Consider the following 21,040-nt stretch of genomic DNA (forward strand, 5'->3'; position numbering starts at 1 on the left):
TCCCATCTAGATATAGCATTAAGTGCACACACATGCACTCTTGATTCAGAACAGGCTCACCCCAGGTGCGGGGCCAAAGGTTGACAGAGCTGTTTTCTGGTATCCGTGTGGATACTGCCAACAACATCTAGATCGCCCGCATCGGGTGATGCTCAAGCGATTTGCCCGAGCGATACTGGCCAAACCAACGGAGCCGGAGGGCGGAATGGTGTGGTGGCGTAGAAGAATTCGGCCCGATCCCGGTCTCGCTGTCGCTGAACCGACTGAAATTCGCTCCGAACCACGGGCCGGTGAGGTATCCGCTCGGTCGTACAGGTCGGCGGCCATTCTCGCCGGGCTGGGTGGGGCCACGGTCACGGTGTTCGGCATCTCCGCCATTCAGGGGTTCTTTGCCCCGGTATTTCTGGCGCTGATCCTCACAATTTGTGCGCATCCGCTGCGACTCACGCTTGAACGCCATGGAACACCCCAGGGGGTCGCCACCGGCACCGTCATTGCAGCGGTCTTTGCTCTGCTTGCCGCATTCGTAGCGGCGCTCGTGGTGGCGTTCGCGCAGTTCGCAGCCCTCTTGCCACAGTACGCTTCGCAGATCGAGGAGATCGGTCAAACGATCGCCAACATGCTGGCTGCGACCGGGCTCGATCAACAACAGATCCAGGCGGCCGTTTCAAATCTGGATTCGGGAAGAATCGTCGCCGTTATCGGTGGCATCCTCGGTTCGGTCACGGGCATCACCTTCGCACTTGTCATCATCCTCACCACGCTCATCCTGATGGCTATGGACGCGACATCTATCCCGAAAGTCTTCAGTGAATTGGAGCCGGAACACCCCGCTATGGTTGAGGCTCTGCAGTCCTTTGCGATCGGTGTGCGGAAGTATATGGTCGCCACCACCGGTTTGGGGATCGCCCAGGGGGTTCTCAACTGGTTGGCACTTTTGCTGCTCGGTGTGCCGGGCGCTTTTCTTTGGGGTCTACTGGCGTTCATCTGCAGCTTCATCCCGAACATCGGCTACTTCATCGCAATCATTCCTCCGCTGGTGTTCGGCTTTTTCGTTGGTGGGTGGAGTACCGTCGTCGCGGTCGTCGTCGTCTACGGAGTGATCAACCTCGTTGTGCAATCGATAATCCAACCCAGGATCGTGGGGAATGCGGTCGCCCTCAGCCAGACCGTCACCTTTGTCTCCGTTCTGTTCTGGGCGGTGGTCATCGGCCCAATCGGGGCAATTCTGGCGATCCCGCTCACCCTGCTGGTCCGCACAGTCCTGATCGACTCCAACCCGGCTGCACAGTGGTGGCGGCCCATCATCGGTGGCTTCAGCCAGAAGCGGGACCCATAATTGGCCCACCTGGTGCCCTTTTCTGGGGCACCGGGAGTCCTATGATTGGCGCAGACCTATTCGGATGCGAAGGAGACTGATGGCAAAGCTCATCTACTCAATGATCACATCGCTTGACGGTTACGCAGAGGCAGCGAAGGGCGACATTGGCCGAGGAGCAGAAGATCAGGAAGTGCATACTTTTATCGGGGATATCTTCCGCCCCGTCCGCACCTTCCTCTACGGCCGGCGGATGTACGAGACGATGGTCTTCTGGGAGACAGCACACGCAGAGCCGGATGTGCCGCCGCATATAGTGCAGTACGCCCGCGACTGGCAGGCCGCAGAGAAGGTCGTTTACTCCACAACACTAGAGTCGGTGTCCAGCACAAAGACCCGGATCCAGAGAACCTTCGATCCGGAGATGGTGCGCAGGCTCAAGGCCGAGTCTGATCACGACCTCAGCGTTGATGGTCCAAACCTCGCGGCCCAGGCCATTGCGGCTGGCCTGGTGGATGAGTATCACCTGTTCATCACCACCAGCGTGGTGGGCGGCGGCAAACGGTTCTTTCCCACCGGTGTGCGACTGGACCTGGAGTTGGTTCAGGAACGTGCGTTCTCCACTGGGCTCATCTACGCCCGCTATCGAACGCGCTGAAGCCTCCCCTGGGGGATGCCACTCACCAGCCGCCTCGTGTGGGCGTGTGACCCTTGCGGGCGTCGTCGGGCATTGCCATTTCTGCTCGCAGACCAAGAAGTCGAATGGGACGACCCGCCTCGATCCCGCTTGCGAGATCCGCTGTACGCGCAAGTATCTCGTTTCGATCTGATGTCGCAGAGATCCTCCGTGCGTGGGTCTTGGTGAAGAACGGTGCGTACCTCACCTTGAGGGTGAGGCCAACAACTGGCCGTCCCTCGGCCGATACCTCTGTCATGACCCGCAGCGCGAGCTCCTGCACGGCGTCATTAATGTGAACGGGGTCGGTTAGGTCCTGTTGGAAGGTGGTTTCGCGGCTGTGTCCTCGGGCAACCCAGGGAGTGTCATCCACAACGCTGGTGCCGTCCCCGCGTCCAAGCTCCGCGTACCAGGGCCCCATTTTTGGACCAAACTCCGGGACGAGACCTTCGGGGTCGGACGCACCAAGTTCGGCCACGGTGGTGATACCGAGTTTGGCCAGCCGGCCGGAGACTTTGGTGCCAACGCCCCAAAGGTCCTTCGTCGGTCGAGTTCCCATGACGTCGAGCCAATTTTTCGCGGTGAGACGGAAGACGCCCGCCGGTTTACCGAAACCGGTGGCGACCTTGGCTCGAACCAGTGTGTCCCCGATGCCGACGCTGCAACGGAGCCGAGTTTGATCCAATACAGCGGCTTGCAGCCGACGGGCGTAGGCTTCTGGATCGTCGGTCTCAATACCAACAAAGGCTTCATCCCAGCCCAGCACCTGCACTGTGGCACCCGATTGGCCCCGCAGGGTGGTCATCACCGTTTCAGACGCAGCAAGATAGGCTGCCTGGTCGACGGGCAGAATGACCGCCTGGGGTGCTTTCCTGGCGGCAACGCGGAGGGGCATCCCCGATCCGACGCCGAATGCCCTGGCTTCGTAGGATGCGGTCGACACCACGGCTCGTTCCGCCGGATCGCCCCTACCCCCGACGATGATCGGTTTGCCTGCGAGTTCCGGGCGACGCAACACTTCGACCGCCGCGATGAACTGATCGAGGTCGACGTGCAACACCCAGTACACTCCGCTCACACCTGATGTGTCCGACAGGAACGGCGGGAAATCCTGGAATCCGACACTAGACAGTGAGAGAGCGGTTCAGTACAGCTTGCGCCGTCTCCCGCAGATTCTTATTGTTCGAGCGGGCGTGGTTACGAAGTCGACGGAATGCCTCGTTAGTGCCAATGTCATCGATGTGGGCAATCATGCCCTTGGCCTGCTCAATGACGATCCGACTGTTCAGGGCGTCCTGCAGTTGCTGATTGACGACGGCGGATTCTGACGCCGTCTTTTTCTGCAGGATGCTGATGGTGGACACGTCAGCCAAGGCCTGCCCAATCGCAACGTCTTCGTCGGACAGCTCCCCGGTTTCAGTCCGAAACAGGTTCATCGCGCCAATAGTCCGCCCCTGCAACCTCATTGGGAAGGCATGGACCGAACGGAACCCCTGGGTCGCGGCGGCCCTCCTGAAGTCTGGCCACCGATCTTCAGTCCCGGCGATGTCACGGACGGTCACGGGTACCCCGGTGACATAGCAGTCAACGCACGGCCCTGCTCCAGATTCCTGTTGCAGCGCCTCGACCAGTTGGCTCTCCTCGCTGGTTGACGCGAGCACCTGCAGGACGCCGTCCGGGCCAGCCAGCATTAGCCCGGCGGCGGCGGCGTCGAGCAATTCAACAGACTCTTCAACGAGAGTATGCAGCAGCTCCAACACGTCATAGTCACCCACGAGCGTGTCCGCAATCTTGACGAACGCTGCACTGACCCGAATCGAGCGGGTCTCGATTTCCATGGGCACATGCTAACAAATCTGGCGTTAATTGCTCACCCTATTTGCAAACTGAAATCCAGTTGCCTGCTCAGCACGGAGTCGCAGGTTGCGCGAAGCGTGGATCCGCTGGCAAACGCGTGGGCTCGCAGCATCATCAGCGCATCGGCAGCCGACCCGCCGGTTTGCGCCAACACCATGCCGGTTGCCTGATGTATCTCACGTCGTGAGAGCAACGAGCCGGCCTGGACTGAGTCACCGGCGGACTCAAGCGTCAGTATGCTGCGCAGCAGGGACCACGCCGCCCTGTCGCTGAGCGAGCTTGCCACAGTGAGATCGCTATTGCTGAGAGGTCCGGGGTCAAAACTATAGAGTTCAACCACGCCAATGTTCATGGCACCAACGACCAACGGGAAGACGAAGAGCGCCTGCGCGTCCGTCGCCAGGAGAGCCTTCCCAAACACGGGCCAATTCTCGTGGGATGCGCGACGCACCTGGGGTATCAATATTGGTGTCCGAGACCGGATAGCCGCCCACCGTGGACCTTCCCCCAGGTCGAACTGCAATTCATCCAGTTCCCCTGAAAGGGTGTCAGTAGCGCACAGCGTTGTTTCTTGTAGGGACCCGCCGAGCGCAGATAACGCAGCTCCGGTCACCGGCAGCGCGTCCAGATAGGACGCACAGACGTTGGAACCTAACTGTTCCAGCTCGGCCACGTTTCCGTTAGCCATCGCCCGCACATTCTTCACCCCAAAGAGCCCCAAAGGACATCTTCTCCACCCTTCCCCGGGTCGTTCTCCTAGCCAAAGGAACGACGAACGGATTGAACTGGCGCCAGCCCCTATTCTAGTCTCGACGGACCCACCCGGGACAGTCTTATCCTCCCCATAATTGGGGCGGGCCGTCCAGTGGGGAAGCGGACTTTGGACCTCTTGTGCGGTACCGAAGCGTCGCATCGTCGTCAACAGTATCGTCGTCAACAGTGAGGTTCAGTGTAGACCGTGGAGATGTGGGTGACCCAGTCCAGGGCTGAGTCGCTCTAGGTCGACTCAAAGCTCAGGTTCCGACGCTCCAGGAGGCAGGGTATCGAGTCATCACCTACGACGGTAACTCAATACCTCATGCAGACCGTCGAGAATCCCGATGGGCCGTTGACCAAGGACGTCGCGGCCGGGATGACCCAAGACTTGACGAAAGATGAGGAAAGTTTCTGCGACAAGGGTGCGCCGGATGGCTGCAACGTCAGCCATCCGGACGAGTGGAACAGCGCCCTGATTTCGTTCGTGCAGAAGTCAGTAGCCGGAAGCAACACAATGCGGGGTGATCCGCCTACCCGTTCGTCGGCAGGCGGATCACCGCTGGGCTACCGGCCCTTCCGGCCGAGCTTTGCCAGGAGGTCCTCTTCGGCGTCGGCTCCGGGCTTGACGCCGGTCGGGATCCGGAACAGGAAGAACAGGCCAAGGACCCACCAGAACCCAAACAGGATCCACGGTGGGGGAGTGAGGGCCGCGGGCATACCCGGGAGGTACAGGCTCAGCAGGCCTACGCAGAGCACCACCGCGGAGAAGCCGATAATGACTCCACCATTGCCTGCACCACCGATCCGCAGGGGCCGGTCCATGGCTGGTTCCTTGCGGCGCAGAATGATGAACACGATTGCCACCAGAAGGTAGGCGATCACAATGCTGGGGGCGCCAGAGTCCACGAGCCAGACCAGCATCGCCTCACCGAAGAACGGCGCGATGAACGACAAGCCGCCGATGAAAAGCAAAGCGTTGACAGGCGTGCGGTATTTCGGGTGCAGTACGCCAAACCATCGTGGGAGCATGCCGGACCGGGCCATCGAATACATCAGTCGTGACGCGCCCAACAGCAGCGAGTTCCAGGATGTCAGGATCCCGGCGATACCGCCGGCAATCAGGATCTTCGCCATCACATCTGTACCAAATAGTGCACCCATCGCATCCGCCGTCGCGATATCAGCCTGAGCGATCTCGTTGGCAGGCATTGCCGAGGACGTGGTGAGAACCGTCATCACGTACCAAATGGTTGCGAGAACCACTGCGATAACCACCAGACGGCCGATCTGTCGCGGTGGAATGTTCACTTCCTCCGCAGACTGCGGGATGACGTCGAAGCCCACAAACAGGAACGGCACCACTACCAGTACGGCGAAGTATCCGCCCATCCCTCCGGTGAAGAAGGGCTCCATGTTGTCGGTTGATCCACCGGTAAAGGAGCCGAATATCAGCATCAAGCCGATGATCAGCAGCAGCAGCACGACGAAGGTCTGGGCCACACCTGCCAGCTTCACTCCCCGGATATTGACACCGGTAATGACGACGGCGGCGATGGCGCCGACCAGGGCCCAGGTGAGATGCACCTGGCTACCGGCGATTTCCCACAGCGGCACCTGATTCAGATCAGGGAAGAGGTAGAGAGCGGTGCGGGGGAGCGCCACCGCTTCAAACGCCACAATGGTGACGTAGCCGCCGGTGATGGCCCAGGACCCGATGAAGGACCAGCGCGGACCCATGCCTCGCAGGAGGAAGTTGTGCTCACCGCCTGCTTTGGGCATCGCCGCGGTGAGTTCGGCGTAGGTCAACCCGACGACGGCCATGATTACACCACCCGTGATCATGGCGAGGGTGGCGCCCATGGTGCCGGCGTCGGCAATCCAGCCCCCGGTCAGCACTACCCAGCCGAACCCGATCATGGCACCGAAGCCCAGTGCCAAAGCGTCCCAGTTGCCGAGAACTTTCAGGAGCGAAGTCTCCGTCGGTGTAGATGGTGCTTTGCCCATGGGTGCCTCTTTCGTGGTGGATCAGTGACGATTAGGAACACAGTAATACCGATTGGTCCATGAGTCTGCAGCGAGTCGATACATTACTTGTGGCGAACCACCACCCGGGTCAGTGTTAGTGGCGTTCTGGAGGTTGCACCGTGTCACCGTCGTCGCTGTCTTGGGCGCAACGCGTCGCGAGCTGGTCGATTCTGGAAGGTTTTCCGCGGGCCATCCGCTGAAATGTCCGAGGCGAATGGCATACTTTTTGTACTGCGACGGTATCCTCCGTCGACGTTCACCATGGGGGAAACATGGATCACAGTCCTAGCTCCGCTACGCACGGCAACACCGACGAGCCAACAGACCTTACCGGGTCGACGAAGACGGGGCGCTCAAACGATGACCGGGCGCTGGAAGTACCGCCCTATGCGCTGGATTTCCACCCCGCGCACTGGCCATGAAGCTCCCACAGTGGGCGGGCAGCAGCGGGGAGTGAACTCAAACCAATGGACAGAGCTGGCGGGTAAGACAGGGTCCAACTCGCCACAGGCGCGCAAGGCTGGCGGCTGCGGCACCCCGGGTCCTGCCGATTAAAGCGATAAGGCGATTTCCGTGCCACGGAAATCGCCTTATCGCATGGTTCGCCCCGGGTTATGCGTCCCGGTTCTTGCTGGGTGGTTGCTCGCTCCGGTCGGTGCCGGGTGCAGCATCTTCCGCTGCAGGTGCTGTCACTGTTTCATTTGCTGGGTTGTCCTGGTAAACATCGGGGATTCCGTCGCCGTCGTCGTCGACGTTTTCCTCAGCCTCAATCGCCTTGTACCGCTTGTTACGTGCTCGCAGGATGACTGACGCAATTAGCGCCGCAACAATGGACGCCGTGAGGATGCCGACCTTGGCGTGATCATTGGTAGAGCCGTCTGGGGTGAAACTCAGATCGGCAATCAGGAGGGAGACCGTGAAGCCAATTCCCGCCAGCAGCGCCACACCGATCAGGTCCACCCAACGCAGGGCAGGGTCGAGGTTGACCCTGGTGAGTTTGGTGAGCAGCCAGGTGGTCCCGACAATGCCGATGGGCTTGCCGATCACCAGGCCAAGAATGATCCCGAGCGCCACCGGATCGGTCACCGCTGAAACAAACCCACTCCAGCCGCCGATGGTGACACCTGCAGAGAAGAAAGCGAAGACGGGGACGGCGAACCCTGCGGATAGTGGCCGGATCCGGTGTTCGAACAGCTCCGCCAGGCCCGGCCCCGCATCAGGTCCCGCGGTGGCCTTTCGATGCAGCACGGGGACGGTAAACCCGAGGAGAACCCCAGCGACTGTCGCGTGGATACCACCGGCGTGCACCAGGGCCCAGACGACAAAGCCGATGGGCAGCAGGATGAACCAGGCAGCGGACGGTTTCAGGTGAAAAAACTCCCGATACTTCTGCGCCAGCACCGCGTAAAGCACCAGCGGGATGAGGGCCAGAAGCAGGGGGGTGACCTGGATATCGTCCGAATAGAAGATGGCAATAATGGAAATGGCGATCAGATCGTCAACTACAGCGAGCGTCAACAGGAAAATCCTGAGCGCGCTGGGCAGATGTGATCCCACAATGGCCAGCACTGCGACGGCGAAGGCGATGTCGGTGGCGGTGGGAATGGCCCACCCGCGGAGGGTGTCTGGGCTGAAGATGTTGATGCCGACATACACCAGGGCCGGGACGACGACGCCTCCGACTGCTGCAGCAACCGGGACTATAGCCTTGCGTGGGTTACGCAGATCCCCTGCTACAAATTCCCGTTTCAGTTCGAGACCAACAAGAAAGAAGAAGACAGCCAGCAGGCCGTCAGCCGCCCAGGCACCGAGGCTCAGTTCCAGATGCCACGGCTCGTACCCGAAGGTGAAGTCCCGCAACGCGAAGTAGCTATCGGCCGCGGGGGAGTTGGCCCAGATGATTGCTGCGGTGGCAGTGATCACGAGCAGGATGCCGCCAACGGTTTCCTTACGGAGGATCTCGCCGACTCTGAGTGATTCTGAGTATGTGCCGCGGCCGAGCAATCCTGATTTTGGTTTGGGCTCGGTGGTGGGGTCTGCCATAAGTAAAGCTCCTGGATTGGGGTCAACAAAGATAATGCCGACCAGACTTCCCGGCTCACCTTCGTTTTAGTCTACCGGTCCCGCAGCCTATGAGGTCCAGCGGGTTCTGATTGAGCCGCCGCCGTGCAGTGACTTAACGGGGCTGCCTTTTCCTCCGGATAGCGATCCGGCGGGTGAGATCGGAGGCTGCAAGGACGGCAACGGTGATGGAGATCGCGATCAGGGCGAGCATGAAATAGAGCCCAATCAGGGTAGCCATGGGGGACTGTGCCTCGCGCAGCATCGCCAGTCCTCCCACCAGCCCGACAGCCCAGAAAGCCACCACGCAGGCGAGGACTCCCACTGCGGGCAACCAGTCACGGTTGGCCTGCAGCCACCGCCACGCGCCAGCCGTCACCTTGTTCAATTTCTCCATGCCTCATAGTGCGCCCTGTGGCGGCCGGATCACCGCTGGGACACGTGTCGGCTCGGTCACGTTTCGATGTCCTGATCCAGGCGGAATGGCGGGTACTCATCACGCATCAGGGAACCGTAGGCCAGAACCCGGTAGAGCCACCGGTTCAAGCCGATGATGAAAGCGAACAAAGGCCGCGGGTAGTTGCCGGTGAAGAGCATGGCCACCACCCCGACCAACACCAGCAGCCCTAGCAAAGACAGGCCGCCGGTGGCGTCATACTCTCCACTTTGCACCTGCCAGCCCCAGGTGGCTGAGCCGGTAATCGCAGCCACGATGAGCAAGTGTGGGATCAGAAGGAGCCAGGACTTGATGAGCACCAGACCACGGGATAGCCGCTCCGGATACTCCACCACGATGTCGGCTGGGTAATCGGTGCGTCCCAGAGTGAACGGGGGGTACCTATCGGTGCCGGCAGCTGCATAGGCGTAGAAGGCCACCCGCCAATTCCATCGCAGCACCCCGACGTTGAATTTGAAGAGCGAGCGGGGGTAGCGGCCGGTGAAGAGGATCGCGAACCAGGCCACCAGGGTGGTCACGGCGAAGGCGAACCAGAGGAAAAACAGTACGAAGAAATGTGGAATGGCCAGGAACCATTTCACCAGCCACATCCAACGGGACAGTGCGGGGTCGAGTTGCGCAACGAGGTGCACCGGGTACGACGGCGGTCCGGCAACAACTCCGGCAGTCGGTCCGGTCACCGGGGCAGCCCGACGCGGCGTGGTTTCGGGGCCGGCGGTGCCGGATTCGGGTTGGTTGCGTCCCAGCCCGATGGCGCCGATAACCAGGAGAGGCAGACCGATGGCCAGGGTTACAAGGCCGATGATGAGTACGATCGCGCCGGCAGGGCGAATCAGTTCGGACCGGAAGCCAGCCTGAAGATCGACCGAGAAGCCAGGCGAAGCATCGGCATTCATCACGACGACGGCCCAGTTGCCCGGCTCGATGTCCCAGATGAGTTCCTGCTCTCCAGGCCCTGATGCTGAGGCAGCCCAAAAATCCTGGGATCCTGGTTCCGCTGGTGCTGCTGACCCCGAAATGTTGCGGTAGACCGGACGGAATGGATCGAAGTCGACGTCCCGCAGTTCGGTGCGGTTAACCCCAGCGAGGTACTCGTCGACCTCATCCTGTGGTGCCAGGCCAATAAAAATTTCAGCGTCCGGTTCGGCGGCGCGCAACCTGAGCGTCCCGACGTCGAACGGGAGGCGTTCCGGTGTGCCCTCGCCGAACGCCTCAAGACTCGGCGAGACAAGCGCATGGGACGCGACAGCGTAGCGTTCGGTCGGGGAGGTGAAATAACCGTCGTCCCGCTGATCGGAGGCAACCCACGCGACGGCGATTCCTCCGGCCGCCATCGACGCGCCGATGATCGACAGGATGATCCCGATGATGAGCATTGCGATTGAACCTGCTCTGTTCATGGAAAGACTCCCCTCCCGCCGAACGGCGTCCTGCCGTCCTGTGCTCTCGCCTAAGAGTGTTGGCGCACCGATATCGCTCGATAGGGTCGAAAGTCCCAAGAATTGTGGGTGTCCACGCAGCCCTGGTCGCCGCAGCTCTATTCGGGCACAAAGGCACTTCCTGCGGTTCCCGGGCGCCGGTACATCTAGCTGATGACCAGATCACCGACACTTGCGGCAGCGCAGCCACCCTTCGACGCCGTCATCTTTGATTTGGATGGCGTGGTCACCAACACGGCGGTCATTCATCAGCGGGCCTGGAAGGATGTCTTCGAAGCAATCATCAGTGATCCAAGATGCCCGTCCGACGCCGACCGTTCCTCCTTTACCCAGGACGACTACTTCACGACCGTTGACGGTAAACCGCGGGAGACGGGACTGATCGATCTGCTGGCGTCGCGTGGGATTCCCCTCAAACTGGGTCAGGTCACGGACGCCGTGGGGGACTGGACCGCATATGGGTTGGGGGCGCTCAAGAACAGGGCCTACCTGGAACGGCTCGCTTCAGACGGTGTGCAGGCCTACCCGGGAACCAGTCGGCTGCTCAAGACGATGCAGGATGAGGGCGTGCCCGCTGCGATCGTGACTTCCAGCCGGAATGCGATGCCGGTGTTGTCCGCTGCAGGGTTGGCAGACTCTTTCCAGGTGGTAGTGGATGGGACGCTTGCCCTGCAGCTGGGCCTGCCCGGCAAGCCAGCACCGGACGTCTTCCTCGAAGCCGCCCACCGGTTGGGGGTATCACCCGAACGTGCCGTAGTCATTGAGGATTCGGTGGCCGGTGTGTTGGCAGCCCGCCGCGGCGGCTTTGGTCGTGTTGTAGGCATCGACCGGCTCAAGGCACGCCGGACGCTTGAAGAGGCTGGAGCGCACGTGGTGCTCAACGACGTGAGCCAGCTGGATCTTGGCGTGGTCCTCGGGGACCCCTGGCAGCTGGTGTATCGGGGCATGAATTCCGATCATGAGGGCCACCGTGAAGCGCTGACAACCCTCGGCAACGGCTATCTGGGTGTGAGAGGGGCAGCGCCGGAGGGCGGAGAATTTTCGTACCCAGGGATGTATCTGGCTGGGGTCTTCAACCGATTGGAGAAGCAGGTTGGCGGGAGCCGTGTGCTCGAGGAACACCTGGTCAATGCCCCGGATTGTCTCTCGCTGGACATTCGAGTCGATAGTGGCGACTGGTGGTCGGCGGGAGGTCTGCAGGTCATCAGCGAGCTACGAACCCTGGATCTGGCGAGAGCGGTCCTGGAAAGGCAGGTTGTCCTCGAGACCGCTGCCGGCCGGCACCTGCGGGTCGAGCAGCAAAGGTTCGTCTCAATGGCCGAATGCCACCTGCTCGCCACCGAAACCCGGGTCACCCCCTTGGGCTGGGATGGCACCATCACGTTCCGCACGGGGGTCAATACCGGGACCCGAAACATAAACCTCCCGGACCCCAATGCTGGTGCACGGGTGCACCTCCTTGACTGCACCGACGACGACGACGGGCAAGCCGGCGCCGACACCATTGCCGAAGCTGAAACCACGCAAAGCCGGATCCGCATCGCCGTCGCCTTCAGGGCCGCAGTCGCCGGGGAGACAACGCGGGGAACCACCGGGCGCACCGGCCAGCATCATTATCGACTGTACGAATCGACCTTGATGGACGGTGAACCGACAGTCCTGACAAAGGTGGTTGCCGTGGTGACATCCCGTGACCGGGCCATTTCCTCGCCGCGAACCGAAGCTCAGTCAATTCTCGCCCGTTCGGGCAGGAACTTCGAGGCGCTCCTTGCGTCGCACGGGGCCGCCTGGCAGCGCCTCCTCCGTCCTTTCCGGGTGGATCTCGACGCGCCGACGCAAGTGCGCCTTGTCCTGAACCTGCACCTGTTCCATTTGCTCCAGACCTTGACACCGCACACCATGGAACTCGACGCCGGGGTCCCCGCCAGGGGCCTGCACGGGGAAGGCTACCGTGGGCAGATTTTCTGGGACGAGCTCTTCGTGCTCCCGGTTCTCACACTCAGAACTCCCGACGTCGCACGCGCCCTCCTCAACTACCGCTGGCGACGGCTTCCCGCCGCCCGCCAAGCCGCAGCAGACCAGGGCCGAACCGGAGCAATGTTCCCCTGGCAAAGTGGAAGCGACGGCACCGAAGAGACACCCCGCTGGTTGTACAACCACCGGTCCGGCAGGTGGATGGCCGACAATTCCCACCTGCAGCGGCACGTGGGGCTAGCGGTCGCTTTCAACGCCTGGCAGTACTACGAGGCCACAGTCGATCGTGCATGGCTCTTCAGCAAGGGTGCAGACCTGATCGTGGGGGTGTGTCGTTACTTCGCGTCCCTGGTGGAGTACGAGGCGGCCACCGACCGCCACCATCTCCGGGGACTGGCCGGACCCGATGAGTATCACACCCGACGGCCGGGTAGCGACCATCCTGGCGTGGACGACAACGCCTACACCAATGTGATGGCGTCCTGGGTCTTCGTCCGGGCCGCAACACTCCACCGGACCTTCGTTGGGCATGAGCTCGACGAACTGGAGGCGCGACTGGGAATCAACGCGGATGAGGTGGCGCGCTGGGAACGCATGGGACGGTCGATGTACGTGCCTTTTGAGGCGGACGGCACCATCAGCCAGTTCGATGGGTACAGCGCCCTGGCGGAGCTGGACTGGGCGCGATACCGCGAGACCTACGGCAACATCGAACGCCTTGATCTCATCCTTGAGGCCGAGGATGACACCGTTGACCGCTACAAGCTAGCGAAACAGGCCGACGTACTCATGCTGCCCTATCTTCTCGGTCACGGGGGGCTGATCACGCAGCTGGCCCACCTCGGCTACACCCTGACTCGGGAACAGCTGGCTCGGACCATCGACTATTACCTGGCCCGAACCGCCCACGGATCGACCCTGAGCAGGGTGGTGCACGCCTCGGTGCTCGCGTCGACCGATCCCAACCGGGCCTGGGACAGCTTCCGCGAGGCGTTGGATGCCGACCTGGACGACACCCAAGACGGGACCACCAAATCAGGCATCCATTTGGGCGCCATGGCCGGAACGATCGATGTCGTGCAGCGCAGCTTCGCCGGACTTCGACTGAACGGTGACCATCTGGTGTTTGAGCCGAGCATGCCCGCCGGGCTGGGTGCAGTAGCCTTCAGCATCTCGTATCGGGGGCATCAGCTCCAGATCAATTTGAGTCCAGGCCGTCTCGACATCTCCTCCGCACCGGGGGACGCTACCCCGATCTGGATTCAGGTGAACGCTCAAACGAAGCCCCTAGCCGCCGGGGACCTGAAAAGTTTCAGTCTGTGACCAGCCGTTAGCGAGCCGTTTCTCGGGGTGGGGCCTTTATGCCCTGTTGATCCCACCGCCGCGACCCTATCGTCACTGTCATGACTAACCAGCGATCCCTGCCGTCGGTCGAGACTCTGCAATCGCAGGCTTGTTGGGACCTGTTGCGGAGTACTTCAGTGGGGCGGCTTGCGGTCTGGGTCGAGGATCACCCCGACATTTTCCCCGTCAACTACAAGGTGGACCACGGCAGTCTGGTGTTCCGCACCGGGAAAGGCACCAAACTCCAGGCAGCAGCAGGCGACACTCCCGTGGCTCTCGAGGCCGACGGCGTTCTGGTGGATGCGAATGTCGCCTGGAGCGTGGTGGTGAAAGGCCGGGCAGAAGTCATCGAGCTCACACCAGACACCCTCGACTCAGTAGGGCTACTGCTTTTCCCCTGGCAGGCAGGCCAGAAGGACCATTTCATCCGCATCGTCCCGACATCCCTGACCGGACGCCGCTTCGCCGTGACCCCGCCCCTGATGTGGTGGAGCCCTCTCAGCGACGACCTGCGCGCAAAACTCGAACGATTGAAGGAAGAAACCGATTGAAAGCCCTCGTTTTCAGCCCCACCGGGAGCAGACCCTGAGCCGCGAACCCACCGGGCCGATCAACTTGATCACCAGGTTCCCGTTGGTGTCCGCGACCCTCCTTGTCGGAGTCGGTGTGGCAGTGCTCCTCATCAGCTCGCAGCCTGCTGCCGCACAACTGGCTGCGAGCTGCTACGCCCTCGCCGTTGCAGTGTTCCGCTCTGTGACGATGGTCCGCGGACTGTTCCACGGTCGATTGGGCATCGATTTGCTCGCTGTCGCAGCGATCGGCTCAACAGTGGCGGTCGGCGAGTACATTGCTTCCCTGATCGTCGTCCTCATGCTGACCGGGGGCGAGGCGTTGGAAGACTTCGCGCACGGACGGGCAACGAAAGAGTTACGCGCGCTACTCGATCGCTCCCCCCGCACAGCGCACCGCGAATCACCGGGGCTTCCCCTGCAGGACATCCCGGTGGCGGACGTCGTACCAGGGGACTTCCTGCTCGTCCGGCCCGCCGAGACGGTACCAGTCGACGGCACCCTGGCGTCCGATGCCGGTACCTTCGACGAGGCTGCCCTGACAGGGGAAAGTCTTCCCGTGGAACGGGTACACGGTGACCGATTGCTCAGTGGCACCGTGAATGGCGCCGATGCAGTCCGCATGTTGGCGACCGCCACCGCATCCAATTCCCAGTACAGCCAGATCGTTGCCCTCGTCCAGGAGGCGGCAGCAAGCCGGGCACCGATGGTCCGACTGGCCGATCGATACGCCGTCCCGTTCACCGTGTTCGCGTTTATCCTGGCTGGGGTGGCCTGGTTCCTCAGTCAGGACCCAGCACGTTTTGCCCAGGTGCTGGTGGTCGCAACCCCTTGCCCGCTGCTGATCGCAGCCCCTGTTGCGTTCCTTGCCGGCACCAGCCGGGCCGCCCATGCTGGGATTATCATCAAGAACGCGGGGACACTGGAGCAGCTCAGCCGGGTACGGACCGCCGTGTTCGATAAGACCGGGACGCTCACGTCCGGGCATCCCACCCTCCTGCAGGTCCAGATCGCGGTGGGAACCGGGGACGCCCTCGCTGAGGATCGGTTGTTGCAGCTTGCCGCTTCGGCGGAGCAGTATTCGTCCCACGTCCTCGCGGGGTCCGTCATCGAAGCCGCATCGGCGCGCGGACTGACCCTTCTGCCAGCGGAGAACGCGAGCGAACACGCCACCGATGGAGTGAGCGCCGATTGCGGCGGATACACGGTGATTGTGGGGAAGCCAGCCTTCGTCCGCGCCCGGACCTCCGGATTTGAAAGCGTCGACCTGGTCAGTGGTCAGTTGGGAATCTACATCGGCGTCGACGGGATCTACGCCGGGGCTCTGATCATGAGCGACCCCTTGCGTGCCAACGCCGTCGATACCCTGGCCGCGCTCAGACGGTTGGGCGTTTCAGAGACTGTTCTGCTGACGGGTGACGCCTCCTCCACGGCCGAACACATTGCCGCGGAAGCGGGAATCACCCGCTTCATCGCCGATTGTCTCCCGGTCGACAAGGTGAACGAGGTCGCCTCCCTGTCGTTGCGGCCGGTGATGATGGTCGGGGACGGGGTCAACGATGCTCCGGTGCTGGCTGCGGCCGACGTCGGCATCGCGATGGGTGCCAAAGGTTCCACTGCCGCCAGCGAATCCGCCGACGTCGTGCTGATGCTCGACGACCTGTCACGAGTCGCTACGGCCGTCGACATTGGTCAGCACACCATCCGGGTGGCGAAAGCCAGTATCTGGACGGGGATTGTTCTCAGTGTCGTCCTGATGATCGCTGCATCCCTGGGGATGGTTCCCGCGGTGGCTGGCGCCCTGCTGCAGGAGTTGGTGGATCTCGCAACCATCCTTAACGCGCTCCGGGCGCTCGGCGGGCGGCGGGCCGCCAGCACCAGCCGGCCCGCCGTCACTGCCGCTAGTAGCGGTCCGGTTCCTCCCCAAATTCGAAGTAGCGACCGTGGACACTCGTAGGAATCACCTCAACGTAGGTGTACTTCCGGGTCGGAATCCAGGGTTTGAGCGGGAGCTGATCCACCTTGTCGACCTCTGACTGGGCGTCGATCACGCGGGCCACTCCTTTAACGACAACGCTTCGCGCCTCGCCTGCGTCAATCTCGTCCACCTCAAAAGCCACCCGGTTGTTCACTGTCAACTCGGCCAGCTTGGTCCCGGGATTGGTCCTGAAGAGAAGCCTTCTCTCGTGGGCAAGAAAATTGATCGGATAGATGTCTGGATCGCCCATGACGCTGACCGCCAGGCGACCATGCTGGTTTCTTTGCAGGACGGTCCACGACTCCTCTGCAGAGAGGGTGGATCCAGGGCGCTCGTCACTTTCCATCGTCGTGCTCCTTGATAGGTCGAGTGGGTTCGTCCTGAGGCACAACCAGGACTGGGCAATGGGCGTGTGCGGCGCAGGCCTTGCTGACGGATCCCATCGGGTGGTTGAGGAAGCCCCCGGATCCCCTGCGCCCCACCACCAGCAGTTGCGCCGTTTGGCTTGCCTCGATCAGGGCTTCGGCTGCCCCGTCGAATTTGACAGACACCGAGAGGTTGTCCGGCCGGGAGGCACCGAAGGCCCTGTCCAAGGCTTCCTCGACCAGCGATTCAACACTTTCGCTCAATTGTGAGGTGAACCGATTGGGTTCGGTTTCAAAGCGTGACGCCGCACGCTGGTCGGACTTCTTGATGCAGGAAATAACCTCGATGGGTTCATTCATCAGCTTCGCCATTCGCCCAGCTACTAGCAGAGCGCTGGACGAGTATTCCGATCCGTCCACTCCAACAACGATTCCACCCGAGTTCGATAGTGAGTTCATGGGGCCAGCCTGCCCTTCGGGTGGGAAACGCACTAGGGCCGAAGGGCATGGATATCGTAGACCAACTCCCTTACCCAAGTGGTTTATCGGGTTGCCGCACCCGTTTGTAGATCCAGTCTGCAATCAGCATGCCGGGGATGGCCAGGACGGCAACGATCAGTCCCGACGGCGGTGGCGGTGCCTGTCCGAGGACTGCTGCAACAGGGGGTAGATAAAGAAACAGGGCAAGTGCTGCAAGTTCGGCCGCGCCAGCCCACAGCAGCAAGCGGTTACTGAACCACCCCTGTTTCCATGGCGGCACTGTTGCGCTGCGGCAAGCAAAGGAGGTTGCCAGCTGCCCGAAGACGACGGCGGCAAACGCAGCCCCCGATGCGGCAAGCACCAGTTTTTCGTCCCATGGTTCGCCACGGACCCAACCTCCGCCGAAGAGCACGAGGGAGAAGGCTGTCATGCTGATGATCGCTTCGACAGGGCCGAGGATGACGAAGGCTCTGAACATCAAGTTCCGGTCCATGAGGTGGCGCCGCTCCGGGGGCCTGGTCAGGACCCGCCGGCCCGGGGGCTCGGCTCCGAGCGCCAGAGCGGGAAACAGGTCAGTTCCAATGTCCAAGGCGAGAATCTGTAGGACACCCAGGGCGAGCGGGAACTGGCCACCGGAAAGTGCCCAAACGACAAACGGTGTGAGCTCGGCGACGTTGTCTGTCAGGTGGTAGGTGAGGAAACGGCGGATATTCGAGTACGTGGCGCGGCCTTGTTCAATCGCTGCGACAATGGTGCCGAAATGATCGTCGAGCAAAACCAGATCGGCCGCCTCTCGAGCTACGTCGGTACCACCCCGGCCCATGGCAACCCCAATATCAGCTTGCTGCAAAGCGGGTCCGTCGTTCACTCCGTCGCCAGTCATGGCCACAACATGACCCCTGGATTGGAGGGCGCGGGCTACACGAAGCTTCTGCTCGGGTGAAACCCGGCTGACCACCATGCCGTCCCGATCCAGGAGTGCACCAAGGATCTGCTCGTCCTCGGGTAGGTCCGCACCCTGAACCACCAGACTGGGGTCATCCGTCAGCCCGATTTCCTTCGCAATTGCCGAGGCTGTGGCTGGATGGTCGCCAGTGATCATCGCTACCTTGATTCCGGCTCTCCGGGCGGCCCTGATTACCTCGGCGACATCCGGGCGAGGGGGATCATGAAGACCGATGAGGCCAAGGACGATTAGATCCCGTTCGATGTTCTCAGTGGACTGATCCAGCCAGAAGGATCGCGGGCCGGGCAAGTCTCTTCGTGCCACTGCTATCACCCGTAGGCCTCGGGAAGCCATCGCCTCGACCTGCTCCTCGAGCCGCGTGGCGCGATCTGCACAGAGCGGGAGGACAGATTCCGGGGCGCCTTTGACGTAGAGGGTGGGGCCGATTAGGACAGACTCCCGCCGTCGGTGCGCGTCGAAAGCGAGACGTCGGTCTGGCGCCAGGTTGTCAGGTTCATGCTGGAGGAGACGCCGTGCAAGAACATCGATGGCCGCCTCCATCGGATCGCCGTTTGCTACCCACTCCCTTCCCTCCTTGACGACGCGACCCTGGGAGGCGGCGCGTGCCGCCACAGCGACCTCAAGGGCCATGGCTCTCCCCGGGCCATCGACGACGGCATCGGGCTCGTACCCGTCGCCGAGGACACGTACCGGGCCCGACAGGGTGAACACCTCAACGGCATTCATCCGATTTTGGGTTAGTGTTCCGGTCTTGTCCGTGCAAATGAAGGTGGTGGATCCAAGCGTCTCGACTGCTTCCAGGTTGCGAACGAGGGCGTTCCGCGAGGCCATCCGTTGAGCCCCCATCGCCAGTGAGAGCGTGACCGTCGGGAGGAGCCCTTCCGGGATCAGTGCGACGGCGACACCGATTGCAAAAAGGAAGGAGTGCCGCCACTCGATTCCAACCAAAACTGAGACTGCAAAGAAGACGCTTGCGACGGTCAGGGCGATTATCGCAATGACACGGACTATTCGATGCAGCTCCAGGGTCAACGGGGTAGGTGGGGGTTCGGTGGTGTTCGTGAGCGAGGCGATCTCTGCGATTCTTGAGTTCCCTCCGGTAGCAGTGACCACCCCCTCTGCCTGACCATTGACCAGGAAGGTGCCGCCCCATGCTGCCTCTCCAACAACTTTAGGCAGCGCATCGCTCTCGCCAGTCAGCATCGATTCGTCAACCGTGCAGGCCGACGCAGAAGTAAAACGAATGTCTGCGGGAAGACGGTCCCCAGCCATCAGAATGACGACGTCACCAGGAACCAGTTCACTGGCGCCGACACTCCGTTGGCGTCCATCACGCCGGACGCTGACTTGCGACGGAAGTAAACCTTGCAGCCGTTCAGCCGCATGTTCGGCCCGCTCCTGCTGGATATGGGCAAACACTCCGTTGACAATGACCACCACAACAATTGCAATGCTGAGCTGGGGCAGGCCAGCTAACCACGCCAGACCTGCAGCCCCCCACAGCATCAGGGCGAAGAAATGAGTCAGCTCACTCAAGAATTTCCGCCACGGGGATGCCTTGCGGGCCGCGGGCAACACATTTGGCCCTACCTCAGCCAGTAGCCTTGAGGCATCCGCGCTGCTAAGACCAGGCTGTGGAAGTTCCGGGAGCACTCCCTGGGCGTCATTCATGGCGGACATGGCCTCTCCATGGCTTATTTCTTACCGCATACTGTCGATCCTTCCGAGCGTGCTGGCCAGTGACTTTTGGCCCGATGTGGTCAGATTTGGCTAGGGAACACCTCCCATGTTCCCGAAGGGACTTAGTGCCCTAGAGGCGTCGCTGGCATGTCACCACAATGGAGCCAAGGCAGTTCAAGTGGAGGTGTTCATGCCATGGGTTCAGCATCGGGCTCCCGGTCAATCGTTCTGGGCGTGCCGTCCAGCGGACCGACGCCTGAAGCCTTCTTCTGGGCAGTTACCCGGGCGGCGCGTCTGCGAAGGCCACTGATCCTGGTACACACGCTGGATGACTATTGGGTCGGTCCGGAGGTCTCCTACTTCGAGGACCTCATGCGTCACGGCCGGGAAGTCCTTGAAGAGGCGGCCACGAAAGCCAACGAACTGGCACCCTCGGTCAAGGTGTCTACCAGACTCCTACTGGGGGATACCGCCAGGGTGTTGTCGGATCTGTCGGAAAATTCCAGTCTGGTGGTTGTGGGTACCCATAAACTCGGACGCGTCGAGAGTGTAATTTTTGGTGCTCTGAGCCTGAATGTGGCAGTGGCAGCCGTATCGCCGGTTGCGGTCATCCCCGAGGTTTCCCTGGTAGGACGGTCGGGCGTCGTCGTGGGCGTTGACGGGTCCGCCCATTCCCTTGGCTCGGTTGCCTACGCGGCGCGGGAGGCCGATCGTCTGGGTGAGGACCTGTACGCGGTCTACTCCAGTGAATCACCGAACCTGCGGTTGCGTGGGTCCATTCCACACGATGTGGTGACACGGCGGATCGAGGAGGAACGGGTCAACCTTGCCGAGTCGGTGGCGGGCCTCACCGAACAGTATCCGGATCTGGTGGTGCATCAACATCTGGAGTTGGACGCGTCGCCTGCCAAAGCGCTTGTGACGGCTGCATCGCGGGCGAAGCTCCTGGTAGTGGGTCGGCGTGGCCGCGGAAAGCTCACCCGGCTTCTGCTCGGATCGGTGAGCCGAAGTGTCCTGTGGCATATCGAATGCCCCACGATCGTTACCCCCAACAGGGCGGTGACCGAGGGCCCGTACCGCTAGTCACGGGTGCC

General features: G+C 61.7%; 17 protein-coding genes. 6 read left to right on the forward strand and 11 right to left on the reverse strand.

Annotated elements, in window-relative coordinates; genetic code table 11:
* The first annotated feature begins 148 nt into the window (after nt 1-148).
* Complete coding sequence (locus ACX80Z_RS10880) at nt 149-1,339, forward strand: AI-2E family transporter (protein WP_459315892.1); 1,191 nt, start codon at nt 149-151, stop codon at nt 1,337-1,339.
* 79 nt (nt 1,340-1,418) lie between these two features.
* Complete coding sequence (locus ACX80Z_RS10885; RefSeq protein ID WP_116778850.1) at nt 1,419-1,976, forward strand: dihydrofolate reductase family protein; 558 nt, start codon at nt 1,419-1,421, stop codon at nt 1,974-1,976.
* 22 nt (nt 1,977-1,998) lie between these two features.
* On the opposite strand, the gene ACX80Z_RS10890 is transcribed toward ACX80Z_RS10885, so the two are convergent.
* The 8 genes from ACX80Z_RS10890 to ACX80Z_RS10925 all read right to left on the reverse strand — a co-directional run bounded on the left by ACX80Z_RS10890 (nt 1,999) and on the right by ACX80Z_RS10925 (nt 10,550).
* Nucleotides 1,999-3,072, reverse strand: coding sequence for a DNA polymerase IV (locus ACX80Z_RS10890; protein WP_459315893.1), 1,074 nt, complete (start codon nt 3,070-3,072; stop codon nt 1,999-2,001).
* Between the two features lie 46 nt (nt 3,073-3,118).
* Nucleotides 3,119-3,832 (reverse strand): GAF and ANTAR domain-containing protein, encoded by a 714-nt coding sequence (locus ACX80Z_RS10895; protein WP_459315894.1) that lies wholly within the window; start codon nt 3,830-3,832, stop codon nt 3,119-3,121.
* Nucleotides 3,833-3,864: 32 nt separating this feature from the next.
* Nucleotides 3,865-4,539, reverse strand: a complete 675-nt coding sequence (locus ACX80Z_RS10900) for a GAF and ANTAR domain-containing protein (RefSeq protein ID WP_243400607.1) — start codon at nt 4,537-4,539, stop codon at nt 3,865-3,867.
* Between the two features lie 363 nt (nt 4,540-4,902).
* Complete coding sequence (locus ACX80Z_RS10905; RefSeq protein ID WP_459315895.1) at nt 4,903-5,058, reverse strand: hypothetical protein; 156 nt, start codon at nt 5,056-5,058, stop codon at nt 4,903-4,905.
* Nucleotides 5,059-5,171: 113 nt separating this feature from the next.
* Nucleotides 5,172-6,611 (reverse strand): APC family permease, encoded by a 1,440-nt coding sequence (locus tag ACX80Z_RS10910; protein ID WP_116778853.1) that lies wholly within the window; start codon nt 6,609-6,611, stop codon nt 5,172-5,174.
* Nucleotides 6,612-7,244: 633 nt separating this feature from the next.
* Complete coding sequence (nhaA, locus tag ACX80Z_RS10915; RefSeq protein ID WP_459315896.1) at nt 7,245-8,675, reverse strand: Na+/H+ antiporter NhaA; 1,431 nt, start codon at nt 8,673-8,675, stop codon at nt 7,245-7,247.
* A 133-nt stretch (nt 8,676-8,808) separates the two neighbouring features.
* Entirely contained in the window at nt 8,809-9,090 is a 282-nt protein-coding gene (locus ACX80Z_RS10920; protein WP_116778855.1) for a hypothetical protein, read from the reverse strand.
* Between the two features lie 56 nt (nt 9,091-9,146).
* Entirely contained in the window at nt 9,147-10,550 is a 1,404-nt protein-coding gene (locus ACX80Z_RS10925) for a DUF4389 domain-containing protein (protein ID WP_459315897.1), read from the reverse strand.
* Between the two features lie 192 nt (nt 10,551-10,742).
* Between ACX80Z_RS10925 and ACX80Z_RS10930 the strand changes: the two genes are divergently transcribed.
* From ACX80Z_RS10930 to ACX80Z_RS10940, 3 genes are all read left to right on the forward strand, one after another.
* Complete coding sequence (locus ACX80Z_RS10930; RefSeq protein WP_459315898.1) at nt 10,743-13,886, forward strand: beta-phosphoglucomutase family hydrolase; 3,144 nt, start codon at nt 10,743-10,745, stop codon at nt 13,884-13,886.
* A gap of 80 nt (nt 13,887-13,966) precedes the next feature.
* A complete protein-coding gene (locus ACX80Z_RS10935; RefSeq protein WP_459315899.1) occupies nt 13,967-14,458 on the forward strand; it encodes a pyridoxamine 5'-phosphate oxidase family protein in 492 nt (163 codons plus the stop codon).
* An 85-nt stretch (nt 14,459-14,543) separates the two neighbouring features.
* Nucleotides 14,544-16,433 (forward strand): heavy metal translocating P-type ATPase, encoded by a 1,890-nt coding sequence (locus ACX80Z_RS10940; RefSeq protein WP_459315900.1) that lies wholly within the window; start codon nt 14,544-14,546, stop codon nt 16,431-16,433.
* On the opposite strand, the gene ACX80Z_RS10945 is transcribed toward ACX80Z_RS10940, so the two are convergent.
* The 3 genes from ACX80Z_RS10945 to ACX80Z_RS10955 form a co-directional block, all read right to left on the reverse strand.
* Nucleotides 16,378-16,800 carry a pyridoxamine 5'-phosphate oxidase family protein gene (locus ACX80Z_RS10945; protein ID WP_019481418.1) on the reverse strand — a complete coding sequence of 141 codons (423 nt, stop codon included), beginning with the start codon at nt 16,798-16,800 and terminating at the stop codon, nt 16,378-16,380. The genes ACX80Z_RS10940 and ACX80Z_RS10945 overlap by 56 nt on opposite strands.
* Entirely contained in the window at nt 16,790-17,278 is a 489-nt protein-coding gene (locus ACX80Z_RS10950; protein WP_116778859.1) for a universal stress protein, read from the reverse strand. The genes ACX80Z_RS10945 and ACX80Z_RS10950 overlap by 11 nt, the downstream gene beginning before the upstream one ends.
* A gap of 70 nt (nt 17,279-17,348) precedes the next feature.
* Entirely contained in the window at nt 17,349-19,946 is a 2,598-nt protein-coding gene (locus ACX80Z_RS10955) for a cation-translocating P-type ATPase (protein WP_459315901.1), read from the reverse strand.
* Between the two features lie 195 nt (nt 19,947-20,141).
* On the opposite strand from ACX80Z_RS10955, the gene ACX80Z_RS10960 reads away from it, so the two are divergent.
* Nucleotides 20,142-21,029: a universal stress protein gene (locus ACX80Z_RS10960; protein WP_459315902.1), complete on the forward strand. Its 888-nt coding sequence runs from the start codon at nt 20,142-20,144 to the stop codon at nt 21,027-21,029.
* Nucleotides 21,030-21,040: the final 11 nt, after the last annotated feature.

This window comes from Arthrobacter sp. TMT4-20 (assembly GCF_054510775.1).